The 17,329-nt window shown below is 68.5% G+C and carries 15 protein-coding genes; 6 read left to right on the top strand and 9 right to left on the bottom strand.

From position 1 onward, the window contains the following. Positions 1 to 26: 26 nt before the first annotated feature. The 6 genes from pgl to tkt are packed head-to-tail and all read right to left on the bottom strand — an operon-like array spanning position 27 to position 8,155. Positions 27 to 818 (bottom strand): 6-phosphogluconolactonase, encoded by a 792-nt coding sequence (gene pgl / locus AC5RUP_RS09835; protein ID WP_494158503.1) that lies wholly within the window; start codon positions 816 to 818, stop codon positions 27 to 29. Further along, positions 808 to 1,692, bottom strand: a complete 885-nt coding sequence (locus AC5RUP_RS09830; protein ID WP_494014129.1) for a glucose-6-phosphate dehydrogenase assembly protein OpcA — start codon at positions 1,690 to 1,692, stop codon at positions 808 to 810. Before AC5RUP_RS09830 ends, pgl begins: the two co-directional genes overlap by 11 nt. A 53-nt stretch (positions 1,693 to 1,745) precedes the next feature. Next, positions 1,746 to 3,305: a glucose-6-phosphate dehydrogenase gene (gene zwf, locus AC5RUP_RS09825; RefSeq protein ID WP_494092847.1), complete on the bottom strand. Its 1,560-nt coding sequence runs from the start codon at positions 3,303 to 3,305 to the stop codon at positions 1,746 to 1,748. Continuing rightward, entirely contained in the window at positions 3,305 to 4,918 is a 1,614-nt protein-coding gene (locus AC5RUP_RS09820) for a phosphoglucose isomerase-related protein (RefSeq protein WP_494158502.1), read from the bottom strand. The genes zwf and AC5RUP_RS09820 overlap by 1 nt, the downstream gene beginning before the upstream one ends. Continuing rightward, positions 4,915 to 6,039, bottom strand: coding sequence for a transaldolase (gene tal / locus AC5RUP_RS09815; RefSeq protein WP_494023136.1), 1,125 nt, complete (start codon positions 6,037 to 6,039; stop codon positions 4,915 to 4,917). The genes AC5RUP_RS09820 and tal overlap by 4 nt, the downstream gene beginning before the upstream one ends. 10 nt (positions 6,040 to 6,049) lie before the next feature. After that, complete coding sequence (gene tkt, locus AC5RUP_RS09810) at positions 6,050 to 8,155, bottom strand: transketolase (protein ID WP_494154423.1); 2,106 nt, start codon at positions 8,153 to 8,155, stop codon at positions 6,050 to 6,052. 407 nt (positions 8,156 to 8,562) lie between these two features. Between tkt and AC5RUP_RS09805 the strand changes: the two genes are divergently transcribed. Next, on the top strand, positions 8,563 to 9,522 hold the full coding sequence (locus tag AC5RUP_RS09805; protein ID WP_493978526.1) for a heme o synthase: 960 nt from the start codon (positions 8,563 to 8,565) through the stop codon (positions 9,520 to 9,522). A 119-nt stretch (positions 9,523 to 9,641) separates the two neighbouring features. Next, positions 9,642 to 10,580 carry a dihydrodipicolinate synthase family protein gene (locus AC5RUP_RS09800; protein ID WP_494158501.1) on the top strand — a complete coding sequence of 313 codons (939 nt, stop codon included), beginning with the start codon at positions 9,642 to 9,644 and terminating at the stop codon, positions 10,578 to 10,580. Positions 10,581 to 10,671: 91 nt separating this feature from the next. On the opposite strand, the gene AC5RUP_RS09795 is transcribed toward AC5RUP_RS09800, so the two are convergent. From AC5RUP_RS09795 to AC5RUP_RS09785, 3 genes are read right to left on the bottom strand one after another with little or no spacing between them, the layout of a single operon-like run. Further along, positions 10,672 to 11,607, bottom strand: a complete 936-nt coding sequence (locus AC5RUP_RS09795) for a COX15/CtaA family protein (RefSeq protein WP_494131455.1) — start codon at positions 11,605 to 11,607, stop codon at positions 10,672 to 10,674. A 4-nt stretch (positions 11,608 to 11,611) separates the two neighbouring features. Next, positions 11,612 to 12,358 carry an ABC transporter permease gene (locus tag AC5RUP_RS09790; RefSeq protein ID WP_494154558.1) on the bottom strand — a complete coding sequence of 249 codons (747 nt, stop codon included), beginning with the start codon at positions 12,356 to 12,358 and terminating at the stop codon, positions 11,612 to 11,614. Then, on the bottom strand, positions 12,355 to 13,227 hold the full coding sequence (locus tag AC5RUP_RS09785; RefSeq protein WP_494154559.1) for an ABC transporter ATP-binding protein: 873 nt from the start codon (positions 13,225 to 13,227) through the stop codon (positions 12,355 to 12,357). The genes AC5RUP_RS09790 and AC5RUP_RS09785 overlap by 4 nt, the downstream gene beginning before the upstream one ends. 185 nt (positions 13,228 to 13,412) lie before the next feature. On the opposite strand from AC5RUP_RS09785, the gene AC5RUP_RS09780 reads away from it, so the two are divergent. From AC5RUP_RS09780 to AC5RUP_RS09765, 4 genes are read left to right on the top strand one after another with little or no spacing between them, the layout of a single operon-like run. Next, complete coding sequence (locus AC5RUP_RS09780) at positions 13,413 to 14,183, top strand: helix-turn-helix transcriptional regulator (RefSeq protein ID WP_494149218.1); 771 nt, start codon at positions 13,413 to 13,415, stop codon at positions 14,181 to 14,183. Further along, positions 14,183 to 15,667, top strand: a complete 1,485-nt coding sequence (sufB, locus tag AC5RUP_RS09775; RefSeq protein WP_493987285.1) for a Fe-S cluster assembly protein SufB — start codon at positions 14,183 to 14,185, stop codon at positions 15,665 to 15,667. The genes AC5RUP_RS09780 and sufB overlap by 1 nt, the downstream gene beginning before the upstream one ends. Next, entirely contained in the window at positions 15,667 to 16,950 is a 1,284-nt protein-coding gene (sufD, locus tag AC5RUP_RS09770; RefSeq protein WP_494158500.1) for a Fe-S cluster assembly protein SufD, read from the top strand. Before sufB ends, sufD begins: the two co-directional genes overlap by 1 nt. Continuing rightward, entirely contained in the window at positions 16,950 to 17,309 is a 360-nt protein-coding gene (locus AC5RUP_RS09765) for a non-heme iron oxygenase ferredoxin subunit (protein WP_494067771.1), read from the top strand. The genes sufD and AC5RUP_RS09765 overlap by 1 nt, the downstream gene beginning before the upstream one ends. Positions 17,310 to 17,329 lie beyond the last annotated feature (20 nt).

Below are 17,329 nucleotides of genomic sequence, written 5' to 3'. Positions count from 1 at the left end.
CCGGCCGCCGCCCGGAGCAGCCGCTGTCAGCCTTCGCCTCTTTCGGCCGCGGACAGCAGCGAGTCGGGCAGCTTGGACGCGGCGTCCCGGTCCAGCAGCCACACGGTGCGCTTGCGCCCGCGGGCACCGGCGGCGGGAACCTGCACCGGGTTGGCGCCGGCCAGGGCGAGTCCCACGGCGCCGGCCTTGTCCTGGCCGCCCACCACCAGCCAGACCTCGTCCGCGGAGTTGATCGTCGGGAGCGTCAGGGACACGCGCTCCGGAGGTGGTTTCGGCGCATCGGTCTCGCCGATCACGGACCGCTCTTCCTCGCGGATGCCGCCCATCTCGGGGAACAGCGATGCGATGTGCGCATCCGGCCCCACGCCCAGCAACAGCACGTCGAATTTCGGCACCGGGCCGCTGGTGCCCTCTTCGGCCGCGGCCTGCCGCAGCGCCGCGGAATAGGCCACGGCCGCCGCGTTCGGGTCGGCGTGTTCGCCGGGTACACCGAAGGGGTGTACCCGGGCCGGGTCAAGGGGGAGCGCGTCCAGCAGCGCTTCGCGTGCCTGCCGTTCGTTGCGGTCCGGGCTGTCCTTGGGGACGAACCGCTCGTCGCCCCACCAGATGTTCACCTTGGACCAATCGAAGCCGGCGGGGGCGTCGACGGCGGCTACCGCCTTCAAGGTGTTGATGCCCAGGCTGCCGCCCGTGAGCACCACGGTGGCCTCGCCGCGGCCGGCCTGGGCCGCCGCCAGGCGCTCTACCAGCCTCCGGGCCACCGAGCCGGCGACGGCGGCGGTGTCGGAGTGGACTATGACGTGTGGTTCAGCGGTCACTGCGGCGCACGCTCCTCAAATTGGTTCGGGGCAATCCGTGAATCAGCACCTCGCCGAACACTTCGTCCGGGTCCAGCCGGCGCAGTTCCTCGGCCAGGCATTCCTCCAGGGGGCGGCGCGGCAGCGTAATACGCTGCACCGGCAGGCCGGGCATGATCAGTTCGGCCACCGACGGGCCGGGACGCAGGATCTGGATGTCGCCGGTCGTCCGTGAAATGCGCACGCCCCTGATGCCGGTCCCCGCCGTGTCCTCCACGATGGTCACCGGCGCGTTCAGGGCCAGCGTCAGCCACGCCGCCAAGAGGACGGTGCTGGGGGAGTCCGAGGCGCCCTCCACGGCAACCGAGGTGACCGGGGCAGGTTCCAGCTGGTCAAAGACGGCGGCCAGCTGGACGCGCCAACTGGTCAGCCGCGTCCAGGCCAGGTCCGTGTCGCCGGCGGTATGGGTCTCGCGCAGGCTGAACAGCGCCTGCTGCGGGTCCGGCTCCTTGTCTGAATCCGTGATGCGGCGGTGCGCAATCCGGCCGATGGACGTGCGCGAAGCATCCTTCGGCATGCCGTGCGGCCACCAGGCCACGATCGGGGCGTCGGGCAGCAGCAGCGCGGCCACAAGGGACTCGCTCTCGGCTGCCAGCTGGCCGTAGCCGTACAGCACCACCACTTCGGCCGCTCCGGCATCGCCGCCGACCCGGATCTGGGCATCCAGCTTGGTCTCCGCCTCCGACCCGGCATCCACCAGGGCGATGATCCGGCAGGGATGTTCCCGGCTCGCGGCGTTGGCGGCGAAGATGGCCTCTTCTTCGTAACCGAGCGAGGTCACGACCACCAGGGTCAGCACCCGCCCCAGAGCCACAACGCCGCCTTGCTCCCGCATGGCCACGATTTCCTTCGAGACCTTCGACGTGGTGGTGTCCTTGAGCTCTTTAATCACGGCCTTCTCCAAGTGCGTCCGTCGCGGGCCAGCAGCTCGTCGGCCGACGCCGGTCCCCAGCTGCCGGGGGAGTAGGGCTCCGGCCGGGTGCGGCTGTTGGCCCAGTACTCCTCGAACGGGTCCAGGATCTTCCAGGACAGCTCGACTTCCTGGTGGCGGGGGAACAGCGGCGGCTCGCCGAGCAGTACGTCCAGGATCAGCCGTTCGTAGGCCTCCGGACTGGACTCGGTGAACGCGTGCCCGTAGCCGAAGTCCATGGTGACGTCCCGGACCTCCATTTGCGTGCCGGGCACCTTGGACCCGAAGCGCATGGTGACTCCTTCGTCCGGCTGGACACGGATCACCACTGCGTTTTGGCCGAAGTCGTCCTCGTGGTGGTTGGGGAACAGCAGGTTCGGCGCGCGTTTGAACACCACCGCAATCTCCGTGACCCGGCGGCCCAGGCGCTTGCCGGCACGCAGGTAGAACGGCACGCCGGCCCAGCGGCGGGTGTGGATGTCCAGCCGCAGCGCCGCATAGGTCTCGGTGACCGAGTCCGGGTTGAAGCCTTCTTCCTCCAGATAGCCGGCCACTCTCTCACCGCCCTGCCACCCGCCGGTGTACTGGCCGCGGGCCGAATGGGCTGACAGGTCCTCGGGGAGCTTGACGGCGGCCAGCACCTTTTCCTTCTCCGTCCGCAGGTCCTCCGCGTTGAAGGAAATGGGTTCCTCCATGGCGGTCAGGGCGAGCAACTGGAGCAGGTGGTTCTGGATGACGTCGCGCGCCGCCCCGACGCCGTCGTAATAGCCTGCGCGGCCGCCGATCCCGATGTCTTCCGCCATGGTGATCTGCACGTGGTCCACGTAGTTCGCGTTCCAGAGCGGCTCAAACAGCTGGTTGGCGAAGCGCAGGGCCAGGATGTTCTGGACGGTCTCCTTGCCCAGATAGTGGTCGATCCTGAACACCGCGTCCGGCGGGAAGACCGATTCGACGATGTTGTTCAGTTCGCGTGCGGACTGCAGGTCATGCCCGAAGGGCTTCTCGATGACAACCCGCCGCCAGGGCGTGCCGTCAGCTTCCTCGGGTGCCTGGGCCAGGCCGTGCGAGGAGAGCATCTTGCACACCTGCTCGAAGGCCTTGGGCGGAATCGAGAGGTAGAACGCGTGGTTGCCCTGCGTCCCGCGCTGCTCGTCGAGCTCTTCCAGGGTGCCGCGGAGCTGCTCAAAGGCATCCTCGTCGTCGAAGGCACCCTGGACGAACCGGATGCCCGCCGCCAGGTGGGTCCAGATGTCCTCGCGGAACGGGGTGCGGGCATGCCGCTGCACGGATTCCTTCACCTGGGCCGCGAACTCGTCGTCGTCCCATGGCCTGCGGGCAAAACCGACCAGCGCGAAGCTCGGCGGCAGCAGCCCGCGATTGGCCAGGTCGTAGACCGCCGGCATGAGCTTTTTGCGGGCAAGGTCTCCGGTGACCCCGAACAGCACCAGCGAACAGGGGCCGGCAATGCGGTCGAGCCGGCGGTCGCGCGGATCCCGGAGCGGGTTGGCCGGACGCCGCCGTCGTTCGGAAGGGGCCATTACTGCTTTCCAGCCAGTCGGGACACCGCGTCCATCACCTGGCGCACGCCGGCGGCCCGGTCAGCCAGATGCAGGCGCAGGACGGGGCGGCCGCCCTCCCGCAGCACGTTGGCGTCGCCGGCGGCCTGGGCATCGATCAGTTCGCCGAAGCTGAACTCGCGTCCCGGGATGGGGATGTCCGTCGCGGCCTCGCCGGTCAGCTGCAGGTAGACGCCAATGCCCGGTCCGCCCTTGTGGAACTGCCCGGTGGAGTGCAGGAACCGCGGGCCCCAGCCGAATGTCACGGGCCGTCCGGTCGCCTCGGCCAGCAGGGGCCGGACGCGTTCCAACTCGGCCTGGCCGAAGCGGTCAAGGTAGGCCTGCACGCTCACGTAGCCGTCCGGCCCCAGTTGGCCCAGCAGGCCGCGCAGCGCGTCGTCCAGCGACGCACCCATGGCCAGGCCGCTGCCGCGCACCTGGACGGCGCCGTCGGTGAAGTCGGGCAGCGCCGCGGCCGGGCGTTCGTCCAGCAGCCCGCGTGCCGCGACCTTCGCCGCCTCGACGTCCGGCTGGTCGAAGGGGTTGATGCCCAGCAGGCGGCCGGCCACGGCCGTGGCGTATTCCCACAGCAGCAGTTGGCTGCCCAGGCTCCCGCCCACGGCAACCTCGTCGGCTCCGACCGTCACCTCGTGATCGGGGGAGACCAGCCGGACCACGAGCACATCCTTGGCTCCGGAGACGGTCTCCGGATCGCCGGCGTTGACCACCACCGGCAGCAGTCCGGTTCCCAGCTTGCCGGTGGACTCGGCCACCAACTGCTCGGCCCAGTCGGCGAAGCCGACGATCCCGGAACCGTCGTCGGCGATGGCTATCTTGTTGCGCAGCGGCTCGGTGCCGGCCAGCGCCGCGCCCAGGGCCAGGGCCATGTTGTCGGCGGAATCCTCGGAGAGCACCTCGGCGGCCTCTTCGGCGTCGTCGAGCAGCCTCTCGATGTCCACGCCGGCCAGTCCGGCAGGGACCAGCCCGAACGCGGTCAGCGCGGAGTACCGTCCGCCGACGTTGGGGTCGGCGTTGAACACCGCACGGTACCCGGCTTCCCGCGCCGCCTCATCCAGCGGGGAGCCGGGATCGGTGACCACGATGATGCGCGAGGCGGCGTCCAACCCGGCGTCGGTGAACGCCTGCTCGAAGACGCGGCGCTGGGAATCGGTTTCCAGCGTGGAACCGGACTTGGAGGACACGATGATGGCGGTGTCGGCCAGCCGTTCGGCCAGCGCGGCACCCACCTGCTGGGGGTCCGTGCTGTCGAGCACGGTGAGTTCCACGCCGGCGGTATTGGCGATCACTTCCGGTGCCAGCGAGGAGCCGCCCATGCCGGCCAGCACAAAGCGCGTCACGCCCTCGGCCGCAAGCTCCTTGCGCAACTCCAGGATTTCCGGAACCAGCGGCCGGGACAGCGCCGCCGCATCGACCCAGCCGAGGCGGACGGCCGCCTCGGCTTCCGCCTCCGGGCCCCACAGGGTGTTGTCCTGGGTCGCGATGCGGGAAGCGACGCGGTCCTCCACCAGCGTGTCGATATGGCGGCGGACGGCGGCCAGTGCGGCTCCCGACGCCTCGAAAGCCAGCGAGCTCATGACTGCCGGGCTCCGTGCACCGAGTCGAGGGCGTTCTGGACGGTCTCCCGCAACTGCTGCCAACTGGCCACGAACTTCTCCAGGCCCTCCTCCTCGAGCAGTTCCACCACCTCGTTGTAGGAGATGCCGGCCTGCGCGATGTCGTCGAGCACCTTGTTCGCTTCCGCGTAGGTGCCGGTGACCCGGTCTCCCTCGACCTTCCCGTGGTCGGCGAGGGCTTCCAGCGTCGGCTCCGGCATGGTGTTGACCACGTTCGGGGCCACCAGTTCGGTGACGTACAGGGTGTCCGGGTAGTCCGGGTTCTTCACGCCGGTGGAGGCCCACAGCGGCCGCTGCGGCCGGCCGCCGGCGGCGGCCAGCACCTGCCACCGTTCTGTTGCGAACTGCTCCTCGTAGATCTGGTACGCCAGGCGGGCGTTGGCGACGCCGGCCTTGCCCTTCAACGCGGCGGCCTCCGCGGACCCGGCGGCGTCCAGGCGCTTGTCGATCTCGGTATCGACGCGGGAGACGAAGAACGAAGCCACCGAGTGGATGGTCGACAGGTCCTTGCCGTTTTCCTTGGCCTGCTCCAGGCCCAGCATGAAGGCGTTGATCACTTCGCGGTAGCGCTGCAGCGAGAAGATCAGCGTCACGTTGACGCTGATGCCGAGCGCGAGTGTCTCGGTGATGGCCTCCAGGCCTTCGCTGGTGGCCGGGATCTTGATGAAGGCATTGGTGCGGCCCACGGCCTTGTGCAGATGCTGCGCCTCGGCGGCCGTGCCGTGCGCGTCACGGGCCAGCCGCGGATCCACCTCGATCGACACGCGGCCGTCCACGCCCTCCGTATCGGCGGCGAGCGGGGAGAACAGGTCGCAGGCCTCGGCCACGTCGGACGTGGTGATGGCGAAGACCGCCGTATCCACGTCCGCGCCGTCGGCGGCCAGTTGCTGGACCTGCGCTTCGTAGCTGCGGCCGTCCTGCAGGGCGGCGGCGAAGATGGAGGGGTTGGTGGTGACGCCCACCACGTTCCGTTCGTCGATCAGGGCCTTCAGGGTCCCGGAGTTGATCCGCTCCCGCGAAAGGTCGTCGAGCCAGATGGAAACGCCCGCATCGGAGAGTGCCTGGGTATTCGGGTTGGACATTGCGTCCTCCTTAGGAATCGGTGGTCTGGGAGAGCGAATCGCGGGCGGCCTCGACAACAGCCTCGGCCGTGAGTCCGAATTCGCGGAACAGGGTCTTGTAGTCGGCAGAGGCGCCGTAGTGCTCCAGGGACACGCTGCGGCCGGCGTCGCCGACCAGGCCGTCCCAGCACTGCGCGATGCCGGCTTCCACCGACACGCGGGCCTTGATGCCGGCCGGGAGCACGGACTCGCGGTAGGCGGGGTCCTGCCGGTTGAACCACTCGAGGCAGGGGACGGAGACCACACGGGTGGCGATGCCGTCGGCCTGCAGCGTCTCGCGGGCCTGGACGGCCAGCTGCACCTCGGAACCGGTGGCGAGCAGGATCACCTGCGGCGTCGTGTCCGCGCCGTCGGACTGCGCCTCGGCCAGCACGTAGGCGCCCTTCGCCACGTTCTCGGCGGAGGCGAAACCGTTCTCGCCGCGCTCGTAGACGGGCAGGTTCTGCCGGGTGAGGACAATGCCGGCCGGGTTGCTGTGGTTCTCCAGCACCGCCTTCCAGGCCTGAGCCACCTCGTTGGCATCGGCCGGGCGGACGACGTCGAGGCCCGGAATGGCACGCAGGCTCGCCAGCTGCTCCACCGGCTGGTGGGTCGGTCCGTCTTCACCCAGCCCGATGGAATCGTGGGTCCACACGTAGATCGAGGGAACGCCCATCAGGGCGCCCAGCCGGATGGCCGGCCGCTGGTAGTCGCTGAAGATCAGGAACGTGCCCGAGAAGGCGCGGGTGTTGGAGCTGAGCACAATCCCGTTCACGATGGAGGCGGCCGCATGCTCGCGGATGCCGAAGTGCAGCACCCTGCCGTACGGCCCGCCGGACCACATGTCGGTCTGCCGCGACTCGGGAACGAACGACGGGGAGCCTTCGATCGTGGTGTTGTTGGACTCGGCCAGGTCCGCCGAACCGCCCCACAGCTCCGGCAGCACCGGGCCGATGGCGTTGAGCACCTTGCCGGAGGCGGCCCGGGTCGAGACGTCCTTGCCGGCCGGGAACTCGGGCAGCGCCGACTCCCAGCCGTCCGGCAACTCGGACGCCTGCACACGGTCCAGCAGCGCGGCGTTCTCCGGGTTGGCCTCGCGCCAGGCCTGGTAGCCGGTCTCCCAGTCCGCGCGGGCCTGCTTGCCGCGCACGGCCACCTGCCGGGCGTGATCCAGGACCTCCGGCTCGACCGCGAAATTCTGCTCCGGATCGAAGCCGAGCACCTCCTTGACGGCGGCGACCTCCTCGGCGCCCAGGGCGGAGCCGTGGATCTTGCCGGTGTTCTGCTTCTTGGGGGCGGGCCAGCCGATGATGGTGCGCAGCGAGATGATCGAGGGGCGGGAGGTCTCGGCCTTCGCGGCCTTCAAGGCCTCGAACAGGGCCGGGACGTCTTCGACGTACTCGCCGGTCGCGGTCCAGTCGACCCGCTGGGTGTGCCAGCCGTACGCCTCGTACCGCTTGAGCACGTCTTCGCTGAAGGCGATGTCGGTGTCGTCTTCGATGGAGATCTTGTTGTCGTCGTAGAGCACCACCAGGTTGCCCAGCTCCTGGTGGCCGGCCAGGGAGGAGGCCTCCGAGGTGACGCCCTCCTGCAGGTCGCCGTCGGACGCGATCACCCAGACGGTGTGGTCGAACGGGCTCTCGCCGGCGGCAGCATCGGCGTCGTACAAACCGCGGGTGCGGCGCTGCGCGTAGGCGAAGCCGACGGCGGAGGCGAGTCCCTGGCCCAGCGGACCGGTGGTGATTTCGACACCCGGGGTGTGCTTGTACTCGGGGTGGCCCGGCGTGAGCGATCCCCAGGTCCGCAGCGCCTTCAGATCCTCCAGTTCCAGGCCGTAGCCGGAGAGGAACAGCTGGATGTACAGCGTCAGCGAGGTGTGGCCGGGGGAGAGGACGAACCGGTCGCGGCCCACCCACTGCGGATCGGTGGGGTCGTGGCGCATGAACTTCTGGAAGATCAGGTACGCGGCCGGGGCCAGGCTCATGGCGGTGCCGGGGTGGCCGTTGCCGACCTTCTCCACTGCATCGGCCGCGAGGACACGCACCGTGTCCACCGCCCGCTGGTCCAGCGATGTCCAGGACAATTCCTGATCTTCCATGTGTGGCACCGGGTGGGCCCCTTTCTGATCTGCGTCTAGGCGGCAGCCGACGGTCCGGTAAGTAGCCGCAGCCGCGGACCGATTGGGCCATTCGCCGTTGTTACTGCCTCAAGCTTGTTGCGCCGATAACCGCGGATTGGCGCTCCTTCCCCACTCTATCCGTTGCGTCTGCAATGCGCAGGACGCTGTGCAGTGCCCGCAGTCACAGACGGGCACCGTCAGACGGCGGCGGACGCCTCGCGCCCGGGCGGGTTTCGGCGCGGGCGGGCGAAACCGGTTTCCCCGAGCAGGAAACCGGTTTCTACGAGACATAGAAGGAGTATGATGTAGGTGCACCTTGGCCCGTCCTTAACGGCTGGGCGCTTTCGTGTGTCAGACGAACTCCAGCAGAACTGAGTGGTTTTTCCTTGAATATCCAGACCGTTCCGGACCAGGCGTTGGCCGTTCCGGCCAAGCCCGGCTTCTCGCGCAAGGCCAAGGCCTACCTGTCGCTCACGAAGCCCCGCGTGATGGAACTTCTGCTGGTGACCACCCTGCCCACCATGATCTTCGCCCAGGGCGGGTTCCCCGACCTCTGGCTAATGGCTGCCACGATGGTCGGCGGTGCCCTCGCCGCCGGCGCGGCCGGCTCCTTCAACTGCTACATCGACCGGGACATGGACAAGCTCATGCACCGGACCGAGAACCGCCCGCTCGTGACCGGGGAACTGACTCCCCGCGAGGCGCTGGTGTTCTCCTGGGTGCTCGCCGTGGTGGCCGTGGCGCTCCTCTGGTTCGGGGCGAATCCGCTGGCCGGCATGCTGGGCGTCGGCGCGATCTTCTTCTACGTCGTGATCTACACCCTGATCCTCAAGCGCCGCACCTCGCAGAACATCGTCTGGGGCGGCGCCGCCGGGTGCTTCCCCGTGCTCATCGCCTGGGCAGCGGTGACCAACACGGTGGCCTGGCCGGCGGTGATCCTGTTCATGGTCATCTTCCTGTGGACGCCCCCGCACTACTGGCCGCTGTCCATGAAATACAGCGACGACTACAACGCGGCCAACGTGCCGATGCTCGGCGCGATCGCCAGCGCACGGCAGGTCTCCGTCCAGGTTGTCCTCTATGCCTGGGCCACCCTGGTCTGCTCGCTGCTGCTGGCTCCGGTCGGCGGGGCCGGCTGGGTCTACACCATCGTGGCACTGCTCAGCGGTTCCTGGTTCGTCTACGAATCGCACCGGCTCTACGCGCTGACCAAGCGCGGAACCGAAAGCACCGCCGTCACGAACAAGAGCGCCATGCGCGTGTTCCATGGTTCCATCAGCTACCTCACGGTGCTGTTCCTGGCCCTGGCCCTGGATCCCTTTATCGGCGGTCCCGTCTTCGGCTAGGCGCAACCCGCCCGACGCCGGCCTGCGGCCTCCCGGCGGAGCCGCCGGGGAAGCGTTCCCTGCTGCCCGGGCCGCCCTAAGCGGCGGCTCTGCTGCCCGCGCTGCCCTAAGATTGCGGCATGAATCCCTTCCGCGGCCTGATTGCCTATCCGGTGACCCCCTTCCATCACGACGGCGGCGTCAACCTTCCGGAGCTGATCCGCCATATCGCGGCCGTGAGCGAGGCGCCCGTCGACGCGATCACGGTGCTGGGCAGTTCGGGCAACTTCGCGTATCTGGACCGCACGGAACGACGGGAAGTCGTCACGGCGGCGGTGGAGGCGGTGAAGGCGGTCCGGCCCGGGCTGCCGGTGTGCGTCGGCGTGAGTGCGGTGGGCACCCGTGAACTCCTGCAGAACATCGACGACGCCAACGCGGCCGGTGCCGACGGCCTCCTGGTTTCCACGGTGTCCTACTATCCCCTGACGGACGAGGAAGTGGCGGCCCAGTGCGTTGCGGCCGCCCGCCGGTCCGGCCTCCCCGTCTGCCTGTACAGCAATCCCCGGACCACGCAGTTCAGCTTCAGCCTGGACCTCGTGGCCGAGCTGGCCGCGGAACCCAACATCGTGGCCGTGAAAGAATCGGCACCCTCCGTCGAAGTATTCCGGGGCCGATATGAAGGACTCCGGGGCCTGCTGCCGGTCGAGGCCGGCGACTTCAGCCACGGCATGAGCGGCGACGCGCTGATCGCCGACGCCGGCTTCGCGGCCGATGCCTGGCACGGCGGGCCGATTGCCGTGCTGCCGGCGCATTACCGGGTGCTGCGCGACGCCGTGCTGGCCGGCGATGAGGAAACCGCGGCCGCGGCACGCGCCGCGTTGGCTCCGCTGATGGCCTATTTCGGGTCGTTGCGACCGCTCAGCAATCTCTACTCATTGGCGAGGGCCGCCGGGATCGACGCGGGCGATCCGCGGCTGCCGCTGCACCCGTTGCCCGGGAGCAGCCGCCGCGAACTCGCGCGCCTCCTGGAGGAGATCGAGGCGTTCCGCCCGGCTCACCGGGCGCCGGCCGGACAGTAGCGCCGGCGCCGCCGCCCGGCCGGACTGGAGCGGGAACTTGCCCGCCGCCACGGCCGGACTGGAGCGGGAACTTGCCCGCCGCACGGCCGGACTAGAGCGGGAACTTGCCCGTCGAACGGTCCCAGACGTTCGTGGCTGCGACGGTCAGCAGGGCGGAACCGAGCATGTGCAGCAGCACGAGGCCGACGGGCAGGCCGGTGAAGTGCTGGAGGTAACCGATGCCGCCTTGCAGCACGACCACGGCGGCCAGCCACCACAGGGCGGTACGCAGTTGCGCGGAAGTGGCGCGGCGGTAGGCGAGCACCAGCGCCAGCACGACGGCCGCGACCAGCAGGTAGACCGGCACCACGTGGATCCGCGTGACCAGGTCCGCGCTGAAGTCGTGCCGCGGGGCACTGGCGTCGCCGGCATGCGGGCCGGTGCCGGTCACGATCGTGCCCAGCACGATGGAGGCAGCGGAGGTAGCGGCGATGGTCCAGCCCAGGGTCGCCTGGATCCGCGGGACCGGGGCGACAGCCACGGCGGAGCGGCCGCGCAGGTACATGCCGGTGCGGTTCACCAGCAGCGTGGCGACGGCCACCAGTGCCGCCGAGGCCAGGAAGTGCAGGCTCACCACCCACGGATTAAGGTCGGTCCACACGGTGATGCCGCCGATCAGGGCCTGCACCGGAATGACGCACAGCAGGGCAACCGCCAGGCCGAACAGGGTGCGGTGTGAACGGCGCATCCGCCACAGCGACACGAGCATGGCCACGGCGATGATGACCAGGATGAACGTCAGCGTGCGGTTGCCGAACTCGATCAGCCCGTGGATGCCCATCTCCGGCGTCGGCGTCATCGAACCGGGCACGCAGTTGGGCCACTCGGAGCAGCCCAGGCCGGACTTGGTCAACCGCACGGCGCCGCCGGTGATGATGATGCCCATCTGCGATACCAGCGAGGCGATGGCCAGCCCGTGCACGGTTCGAGTGACCGAGACGGGCAGCCGATCCTTGAGGTCGCGGGACTTCGGGGTGGCGGTGGTCATTGACTTAGCTCCATTTAAACCAGCGGATGGCGGCAAGGCTGGCCACTACGGTCCAGGCCAGCAGCACGATTGAGGCGGTGAGATTGAACTGCGCGTCGATCAGCGCGCTGCGCAGGGCGTCGCCCAAGGCGGTCGAAGGCAGCACGTGGGCGGCCGGCTCGAAAACGTCGGGCCAACTGGCCACCGGAAAGAGGATACCGCCGGCCGCCGCCAACAGCACCCACAGCAGGTTGGTGATCGCCAGCGTGGCTTCCGGCCGGACGGTACCGGCGATCAGGAGGCCCAGCGAGGTGAAAGCCGCGGCACCGAGCACCAGCTGCGCGGCCGCCGGCAGGAGGCCGCCGAGCGCGGGCTGCCATCCGAGGAAGAGGAGGGCTGTCCCGCCCACCACCACCACTTGGATAACCATGATGGCCAGCACGGCGAGGATCTTTCCCACGATCAGGCCGCTCTGTCCCAACGGGGTGGTGGACAGGAAGCGCAGGACGCCGTAGCGGCGGTCGAAGCCGGTGGCGATTCCCTGGCCGGTCAGGGCCGTGGATACCGTGCACAAGGCCAGGACGCCCGGGGCGGCCATGGCGATCCTGTTGTCCGTGAAGGTGTCCAGCAGCGGCGTGACGGTCAGGCCGATGAGCGCCAGGAGCGGCAGGATGATGGCGATCAGCAACTGCTCGCCGTTGCGCAGCATGCCCAACGTCTCGTAGCGGCCCTGCAGGGCGATCCGGCGGATCAAGGCGGCGGGTGCGCTCATCGCAGGTCCTTCCCGGAAATATCGAGGAAGACATCTTCCAGTGACCGCGGTGCCATGTGGATGGACGCCGGCATGACATTGTGGGCCGCCCACTCCGCCGCCAGGGCGGCCAGCACCGCGGGGGTTATGTGGCCGGCCACCATGTAGCGGCCGGGAACGTTCTCGACGGCGGAGAACGGCTCGGGCAGGGCGAAGGACAGGCCCGGAGCGGCATCGAAGGTCAGCAGGCGTTCGACGCCGGCGCTCTCATCCGTGGCTGCCGTGAGTTCGGCCACCGTGCCATGCACCACGGTCCTGCCGGCATCGATGATGAAGACGTAGTCGGCCAGCCGCTGGGCGTCGTCCATGAGATGCGTGGTGAGGATGATTGCCAGGCCCTCGGCCCGGAGTTCCTGGATCAGCTCGAACACCACGGCCCGGGACTGCGGATCCAGGCCAGCGCTCGGTTCGTCCAGGAAGAGGACCTCCGGATCGCCGATCAGGGCGGCGGCCAGCGCGACCCGCTGTTTCTGCCCGCCGGAGAGCCTGCGGATGGGTGTGTTGGCGAAACCGTTGATGCCCAGCCGCTCCGCCAGTTCGTCCACGCTGCGGGGGTCCTGGTACATCCCGGCAACGTGCTGGAGCAGGGCCAGCGGCCGGATGGCCTGCGGCAGGCCGCCTTCCTGCAGCATGACGCCGACCCGGCTGCGCAGCTCGGCTCCCGCCTGGTAGGGGTCCTGGCCGAGCAGGCGGACCGTCCCGCCGTTGGGGCGCATCAGGCCCTGCGCGCAGGCTAAGGTGGTGGTCTTGCCCGCGCCGTTGGGCCCGAGCAGTGCCGTGACCTGCCCGGGATAGGCGCGCAGGTGGACCCCGTCGATCACGCGGATCATCTTGTTGTCCAGGGCCTCCACCGGTCCCAGATCTTTCACGAGTCCCTGGATATCCAGGCAGGGTTCGGAGGTAGGCACCCGAACATTCTACGGGACGTAGAGCGGTCGACGCAGAGCACGCTCCGCTAAGGCCTGCCTTACTGGTAGCGCGGAATAGAATACGTCATGATTGTGTTGTGTATTCCATGACCAGTAGTGCTTCTTTGCGTGCCCAGGCACCGGAGTCCGAGGAGCGGACCCGGGACCGGGTGTTGAATGCCGTTTTGGAACACGGACCCGTCAGCGCCGCCGGGCTCGGCGAGATCCTGGGCTTCACTCCCGCCGCCGTGCGGCGCCATCTGGACGCCCTGTCCCGCAAGGGCCTGATCGAGGTCAAGCTCACCGCGAATTCGGCCACCGGTGCCGGCCGCCCGGCCCGCAAGTATGTGCTGAGCCGGCAGGGCCAGACCCGGCTCGGCAACGACTACCTGGATATCGCGCGTACCGCTTTGGCGGCCCTGGGCGAGGCCGCCGGCCGCGAGGCGGTCGCCGAGTTCGCGCGGAACCGCTACCGGGACATGGAAGAACGCTACCGCCCGGTGGTAGAGGCCGCAGGGCCCGGAATCGAAGAGCGGGCCAAGGCGCTGGCGGAGGCGCTGAGCGCCGACGGCTTCGTCGGATCCACCAACGTGGTGGGAACCCAGGCGCCGCACAGCACCATGCTGGCCGTTCAGCTGTGCCAGGGGCACTGCCCGGTGCAGCAGCTGGCCGCAGACTTCCCTGACTTCTGCGACAGCGAAACCGAAGTTTTCTCCCGGCTGCTCGGGGTGGATGTCAGGCGACTGTCCACGCTGGCCAGCGGGGGACATGTGTGTACGACCCACATCCCGGTGGGTCGAACAAGGTCTGAGGTTCGACCCGTCGAACCGGCGACAGGCACGAGACGAGTATCCATCAATCTGCAAGAGAGGCCGTGATGACGGACCAAGTGGATCAGAGCATGAGGAACGCGGTCGGGACGACCGACGTAGCCGACACCACCATTTCCGAAATCCTGGAAAAGAACCCCGAGCTGCATGGCATCGGGACCTACGAATACGGCTGGTCCGACGCCGACACCGCCGGCGCCAACGCACGCCGCGGCCTGAATGAAGAAGTGGTCCGCGACATCTCCGCCAAGAAGGGCGAGCCGCAGTGGATGCTGGACCTGCGTTTGAAGGGCTTGAAGTACTTCGACCGCAAGCCGATGCCCACCTGGGGCGCCGACCTGTCCGGCATCGACTTCGACAACATCAAGTACTTTGTCCGGTCCACGGAGAAGCAGGCCAAGACGTGGGAGGACCTGCCCGAGGACATCCGGGTCACCTACGAAAAGCTGGGCATCCCCGAGGCCGAGCGTGAGCGCCTGGTTTCCGGCGTCGCCGCCCAGTACGAGTCCGAGGTCGTCTACCACCAGCTGCGCGAAGACCTGGAAGCCCAGGGCGTGATCTTCCTGGACACCGACACCGGCCTGAAGGAACACCCGGAGATCTTCCAGGAGTACTTCGGCTCGGTCATCCCGGTGGGCGACAACAAGTTCGCCTCGCTGAACACCGCCGTCTGGTCCGGCGGCTCCTTCGTCTACGTCCCCAAGGGCGTCCACGTCGATATCCCGCTGCAGGCCTACTTCCGGATCAACACCGAGAACATGGGCCAGTTCGAGCGCACGCTGATCATCGCCGACGAAGACTCCTACGTGCATTACATCGAGGGCTGCACGGCGCCGATCTACAGCTCGGACTCGCTGCACTCCGCCGTCGTCGAGATCATCGTGAAGAAGGGCGCGCGCGTCCGGTACACGACGATTCAGAACTGGTCGAACAACGTGTACAACCTGGTGACCAAGCGGGCCATCGCCCACGAGGGCGCCACCATGGAGTGGGTCGACGGCAACATCGGCTCCAAGGTCACCATGAAGTACCCGGCGGTCTACCTCACCGGTGAGCACGCCAAGGGCGAAACGCTGTCCATCGCCTTCGCCGGCGCGGGCCAGCACCAGGACACCGGCTCGAAGATGGTCCACATTGCGCCGAACACGTCCAGCGCGATCGTGGCCAAGTCCGTGGCCCGCGGCGGCGGCCGCTCGGCCTACCGCGGCCTGGTCCAGGTGCGCGAGGGCGCGAAGAACACCAAGAACAGTGTGGTCTGCGACGCCCTGCTGGTGGACACCATCTCGCGCTCGGACACCTACCCGTACATCGACGTCCGCGAGGACGACGTCACCATGGGCCACGAGGCGACCGTGTCCCGGGTCAGCGAAGAGCAGCTGTTCTACCTGATGACGCGAGGCATGGCCGAAGACGAAGCCATGGCGATGATCGTGCGCGGCTTCATCGAACCGATCGCCCGCGAGCTGCCGATGGAATACGCCCTCGAGCTGAACCGCTTGATTGAACTGCAGATGGAAGGATCCGTAGGTTAATGACTGAGATCACTGAGAAGGCACGTATCGGTGCTCCGGCCATCGACGGATTCACGGAGGAAGGCGAAAATCTCTCCCCGGCCAACGCCGCCGCCGGCCCGCTGGCCGGCGACAGCGCCAAGAGCCACAGCCACGGAGGCGGCGTCGGCGTTCCGGACAGCTCCCGCGCCGGCCGCCTGACCTCGTACAAGGCCGAGGACTTCGGCACGCTGACGGGACGCGAGGAAGACTGGCGGTTCACCCCGCTCAAGCGCCTGCGCGGCCTGCAGAGCGACGCGCTGACCGGTACCGCCCCGGCGGTCACCGTCACCGGTCCCGAAGGCGCCGAGCTGCCGGCCGGCGTCCTGGTCGAGACCGTGGGCCGCGCCGATGCCCGCATCGGCGTCGCCGGCATCCCCGAGGACCGCGTCTCGGCCGCGGCCTGGGAGGCCTTCAGCGAAGCGACAGTGGTGACCATCCCGGCCGAGGTCCAGCTGGACTCCGGCGTCGCCGTGGTGGTGGAAGGCAACAGCACCGAGCTGTCCGCACAGCACCTGGTCATCGTGGCCGAAAAGTTCTCCAAGGCCGTCGTCGTGCTGGACCACAAGGGCAGCGCCACGGTCTCGCAGAACGTGGAGATCGACGTGCAGGACGGCGCCGACCTCACCGTGGTCTCGGTGCAGGAATGGGCCGACGACGCCGTTCACGCCTCCTCGCAGCAGGCCCGCGTGGGCCGCGACGCGAAGTTCAAGCACGTGACCGTCAGCCTCGGCGGCGACCTGGTCCGCGTCACCCCGTCCACCCGGTTCACCGCCACCGGCGGCGACGTGGAAATGTACGGCCTCTACTTCGCCGACGCCGGACAGCACCTTGAGCACCGCCTCTTCGTGGACCACGCGGTGCCGAACTGCAAGTCGCGGGTGCTGTACAAGGGCGCCCTGCAGGGCAAGAACGCGCACACCGTCTGGGTGGGCGACGTGCTGATCCGCAAGGAAGCCGAGGGCACCGACAGCTACGAGGCAAACCGGAACCTGGTGCTGACCGACGGCGCGCGCGCCGACTCGGTGCCGAACCTCGAAATCGAGACCGGTCTGATCGAAGGTGCCGGCCACGCCAGCACCACCGGCCGCTTCGACGACGAGCACCTGTTCTACCTGATGGCACGCGGCATCCCGCAGGACGTCGCCCGCCGCCTGGTGGTCCGCGGGTTCCTCAACGAGGTCATTCAGCAGATCCGGGTGCCCGCCCTCGAAGAGCGCCTCAACGCGGCGCTCGAGCGGGAACTCGAGGCGGGCAACCTCTGATGAGCGGGACTCCGCGCGGCGAACTGGTGTGCCAGGCCTCTGACATCCAGGTCAATCAGGCGGTGCGCATCCTGATCGATGACTACCCGGTAGCCATCGTCAGGGACTCCGAGGGCGAACTGCACGCCATCGGAGACACCTGTTCGCACGCGGACGTTTCCCTCTCCGAAGGCGACGTCGAAGGCTGCGCGATCGAATGCTGGGGCCACGGTTCCCAGTTCGACCTGCGCACCGGCGAGCCGCTGAGCCTGCCGGCGTTCGAACCCGTCCCGGTGTTCGCGCTGGCGCTCGACGGCGACAGCGTCTACGTGGACGTCACGACCGTCCTCAACGGGGCGCCTGCCCCGGACCTCAACTAAAAAACTTCCATCACGTGAAC

The sequence above is a fragment of the Arthrobacter sp. Y3223151 genome (genome assembly GCF_059091125.1).
This window is presented reverse-complemented; position numbering and strand designations above follow the sequence as displayed.

What these genes read in the sequence shown, in the direction of transcription:
- AC5RUP_RS09830 (WP_494014129.1), bottom strand. Translation starts at nt 1,692, where the DNA reads ATGCGGGAGCAAGGCGGCGTTGTGGCTCTGGGGCGGGTGCTGACCCTG.
- zwf (WP_494092847.1), bottom strand. Translation starts at nt 3,305, where the DNA reads ATGGCCCCTTCCGAACGACGGCGGCGTCCGGCCAACCCGCTCCGGGAT.
- AC5RUP_RS09820 (WP_494158502.1), bottom strand. Translation starts at nt 4,918, where the DNA reads ATGAGCTCGCTGGCTTTCGAGGCGTCGGGAGCCGCACTGGCCGCCGTC.
- tal (WP_494023136.1), bottom strand. Translation starts at nt 6,039, where the DNA reads ATGTCCAACCCGAATACCCAGGCACTCTCCGATGCGGGCGTTTCCATC.
- tkt (WP_494154423.1), bottom strand. Translation starts at nt 8,155, where the DNA reads ATGGAAGATCAGGAATTGTCCTGGACATCGCTGGACCAGCGGGCGGTG.
- AC5RUP_RS09800 (WP_494158501.1), top strand. Translation starts at nt 9,642, where the DNA reads ATGAATCCCTTCCGCGGCCTGATTGCCTATCCGGTGACCCCCTTCCAT.
- AC5RUP_RS09795 (WP_494131455.1), bottom strand. Translation starts at nt 11,607, where the DNA reads ATGACCACCGCCACCCCGAAGTCCCGCGACCTCAAGGATCGGCTGCCC.
- AC5RUP_RS09790 (WP_494154558.1), bottom strand. Translation starts at nt 12,358, where the DNA reads ATGAGCGCACCCGCCGCCTTGATCCGCCGGATCGCCCTGCAGGGCCGC.
- AC5RUP_RS09785 (WP_494154559.1), bottom strand. Translation starts at nt 13,227, where the DNA reads ATGATCCGCGTGATCGACGGGGTCCACCTGCGCGCCTATCCCGGGCAG.
- AC5RUP_RS09780 (WP_494149218.1), top strand. Translation starts at nt 13,413, where the DNA reads ATGACCAGTAGTGCTTCTTTGCGTGCCCAGGCACCGGAGTCCGAGGAG.
- sufB (WP_493987285.1), top strand. Translation starts at nt 14,183, where the DNA reads ATGACGGACCAAGTGGATCAGAGCATGAGGAACGCGGTCGGGACGACC.
- sufD (WP_494158500.1), top strand. Translation starts at nt 15,667, where the DNA reads ATGACTGAGATCACTGAGAAGGCACGTATCGGTGCTCCGGCCATCGAC.
- AC5RUP_RS09765 (WP_494067771.1), top strand. Translation starts at nt 16,950, where the DNA reads ATGAGCGGGACTCCGCGCGGCGAACTGGTGTGCCAGGCCTCTGACATC.